Below are 3148 nucleotides of genomic sequence, written 5' to 3' on the forward strand. Positions count from 1 at the left end.
ACACCTCGTCACCACCAGACCAAGCCTGGCAACAACCTCAGGGCAACTCGTCCAACTTACACGGCTCGTTTTCACCGGTCAAACCGGGTCGGTCACCATGCACAGCCCCCGTTATCAGCGATCCGTCAGCGCGCACTGAGCGCGGTGACACACATCGTTTCGGTGAAGCTGGCTGGAAGCTCCGAGCAACCGGCCTCTTGGCCTTTCGCTCCGCCGTGCTGTCCAACAAGAAGAACATTAACGGGATGTCTCGCTGCGCGTCAAATCGGTTCAGCGTGGTCCACGCCACACCGCTGGGCGAGCCTGAAATGACGGGGTTCAGGACACCGACACGCCCGAGATCGACCTTTTTCCCTTGCGGAGGACCGCCCAGGTGCCGTGCAGGAGCAGGTCGCCGGCGAGCGGGAGCTCGGGATCGCTGACGCGTTGGTTGTTGACGTACGCCCCGCCCTCCCCCACGGCACGACGTGCCGCGGACCTGCTCTCGGCCAGTCCGGTCGCCACCAACGCATCCACGACGGTCGGCGCATCCCCCGACGACAGGTCGACGGCCCCTGCCTCGCGCAGGGCCGCCGCCAGCGTCGCCTCGGGCAGGTCCCCGAGCTCGGCCCGGCCGAACAGCGCCCGGGAGGCCAGCTCGGCGGCCGCCGTCTCGTCGGCACCGTGCACCAGGGTCGTCACCTCCGCCGCGAGCCGGCGCTGCGCCGCGCGCAGCCCGGGCTTCTCGGCGTGCTCGGCCTCGATCCCGGCGATCTCCTCGAGGTCGAGGAACGTGAACTGGCGGAGGTACTCCACGACCTTGGAGTCCTCGGCCTGGATCCACGACTGGTAGAAGGCGTACGGGCTCATCAGCTCGGGGTCCAGCCACACCGTGCCGGACTCGGTCTTGCCGAACTTGGTGCCGTCGGCCTTCGTGATCAACGGCGTCGCCAGCGCGTGCACCTTGTCGCCGTCGGCCCGCCGGATCAGCTCGACGCCGGCGGTGATGTTGCCCCACTGGTCGCTGCCACCGGTCTGCAGGACGCAGCCGTGCCGTCGGTGCAGCTCGAGGTAGTCCATCGACTGCAGCAGGACGTAGCTGAACTCGGTGTAGCTGATGCCGGACTCGAGCCGGCTGCTGACGACGTCGCGGGCGAGCATCCGGTTGACCGGGAAGTGCTTGCCGATGTCCCTCAGGTAGTCGATCGTGCTGAGGCCGGCGGTCCAGTCCAGGTTGTTGACGATCGTGGCCCCGTTGGCACCGTCGAAGTCGACGAACCGGGAGACCTGCGACGCGATGCGGTCGACCCAGTCCGCGACGGTCTCCTTGGTGTTCATGACCCGCTCCCCCGCCTCCTTCGGGTCACCGATCAGGCCGGTGGACCCACCCACCAGCAGCAGCGGCTTGTGCCCGGCCAGCTGCAGGCGACGCGCCGTCAGGATCTGCAGGAGGTTGCCGATGTGCAGGCTCGGGGCGGTGGGGTCGAAGCCCACGTAGTAGGTGATCGGCCCCTCGGACAGCTCGGCGCGCAGTGCGTCGCGATCTGTCGAGTGCGCGACCAGGCCGCGCGCTTCGAGGTCGTCCAGTACGTGGGTCACAGTTCAGTCCTTCGGATCGGTCGGGATGCACCGCGACTTTAGCGCGGCACCCCGGGATCCCCGGCGGACCGCTAGGGCTTGACGGCGACGACGGGGATCGTGGCGTCCAGCAGGATCGCCTGCGCGACGCTGCCCATGAGGATCTTGCCGACGGGGCTGCGGCGCCGGATGCCGAGGACGAGCGTCGACGCGCCCGCCTGCTCCGCCTCGAACAGGACCGTGTCCGCGACGTTCTCCCCCACGGCCTGACGCACCTCGAACGGGATGCCTTCGGCCGTCAGCCGCTCGGTGATCGCCTGCACGTGGTTGCCGCGCGCGAAGCTGGCGTCCAGCCGCGGCTCGACCTTGCTGATGTTGATCAGGATGATCGCGTCGCCGGAGACCCGCGACTGCGCGACGGCCCAGTCCAGGGCAGCGGTTCCGAACTCGTCCGGCCGATAGGCCACAGCAATTGTCATGACATAGAGGCTACTCGGTCGCCCCCCTCCTGTGGAAGTGGAATACGCTGCCGTCCCGCCGACGTTGCACCCAGCGTGAATGACATCGTCAAGGTCGACATCTGGTCCGACATCGCATGCCCCTGGTGCTACATCGGCAAGCGCCGCTTCGAGACCGCGGCCGCCGAGTTCGCCGCGACCGGCGGTCACGTGGAGGTGGAGTACCACTCCTTCGAGCTGTCCCCCGACACCCCGGTGGACTTCGCCGGCAGCGAGATCGACTTCCTGGTCGCGCACAAGGGCATGCCGGCCGACCAGGTCGAGCTGATGCTGGGCCAGATGGCCGAGCTCGCGACGACGGTCGGGCTGACGTACGACTTCGACGCGCTGCAGCACACCAACACCGTCCGGGCCCACGAGCTCCTGCACCTGGCCAAGGCCGAGGGCAAGCAGCTCGAGATGGTCGAGCGGCTCTTCACGGCGTACTTCGCCGAGGGCCGGCACGTCGGCCGGGTCGAGGACCTCGCGGACCTCGCCGCGGAGATCGGGCTGGACCGGGACAAGGTCGTGCAGGCGCTGGGCTCCGGGACGTACGTCGCCGCGGTCCAGGCCGACAAGGACCAGGCGATCGCCTACGGGATCTCCGGCGTCCCGTTCTTCGTGATCGACGGCCGGCTCGGCGTGTCCGGAGCGCAGGACCCCGCCGTGCTGCTGGACGTCCTGCAGCAGGCCGCGGCCGGCTCGTGACCGGCCCGCTCGAGATCGTCGGCGCCGAGGACGCACCCGTCTGTGAGGACGGCGTGTGCGTGGTCCCCGTCGCCGACGACGCCGACTAGACGAGCGGCTCGGCGCCGTCGGGCTTGACCGCACGACGGGGCACGCCGCGTCGAGCATCAGCCGCTGCGCGACGCTGCCGAGCAGCAGCTTGCCGACCGTCAGCCAGTCGCTGCCCTGCTCGAGGTCGATGTCCTCGCCGTCCTCACCCTCGGCGACGTTCCCGCGTGCGCGCCCGGGTCAGGCGCGTGGGCTGCGGCGGTACGCCGACACCGTCGGGTCGCCGGTGACCCAGAACCGCCACGCCACGTCGGCGGCCTTCGAGACGCCGACCCGGGGTCCGGCGCTGATCTCCGGGA

Annotated in this window: 3 protein-coding genes; 1 reads left to right on the forward strand and 2 read right to left on the reverse strand. The window is 69.4% G+C overall.

Annotated elements, in window-relative coordinates:
- Positions 1–318: 318 nt before the first annotated feature.
- Together tyrS and JWQ91_RS13115 are read right to left on the reverse strand one after the other, a co-directional pair.
- On the reverse strand, positions 319–1578 hold the full coding sequence (tyrS, locus tag JWQ91_RS13110) for a tyrosine--tRNA ligase (protein ID WP_297784829.1): 1260 nt from the start codon (positions 1576–1578) through the stop codon (positions 319–321).
- Positions 1579–1649: 71 nt separating this feature from the next.
- Positions 1650–2036, reverse strand: a complete 387-nt coding sequence (locus tag JWQ91_RS13115) for a universal stress protein (protein ID WP_297784832.1) — start codon at positions 2034–2036, stop codon at positions 1650–1652.
- 75 nt (positions 2037–2111) lie between these two features.
- Between JWQ91_RS13115 and JWQ91_RS13120 the strand changes: the two genes are divergently transcribed.
- The gene (locus JWQ91_RS13120) at positions 2112–2762 is read left to right on the forward strand and encodes a DsbA family oxidoreductase (protein WP_297784836.1); all 651 of its coding nucleotides are present in this window, start codon (positions 2112–2114) and stop codon (positions 2760–2762) included.
- Positions 2763–3148: the final 386 nt, after the last annotated feature.

Source organism: Aeromicrobium sp. (assembly GCF_025965075.1).
GTDB lineage: Bacteria > Actinomycetota > Actinomycetes > Propionibacteriales > Nocardioidaceae > Aeromicrobium.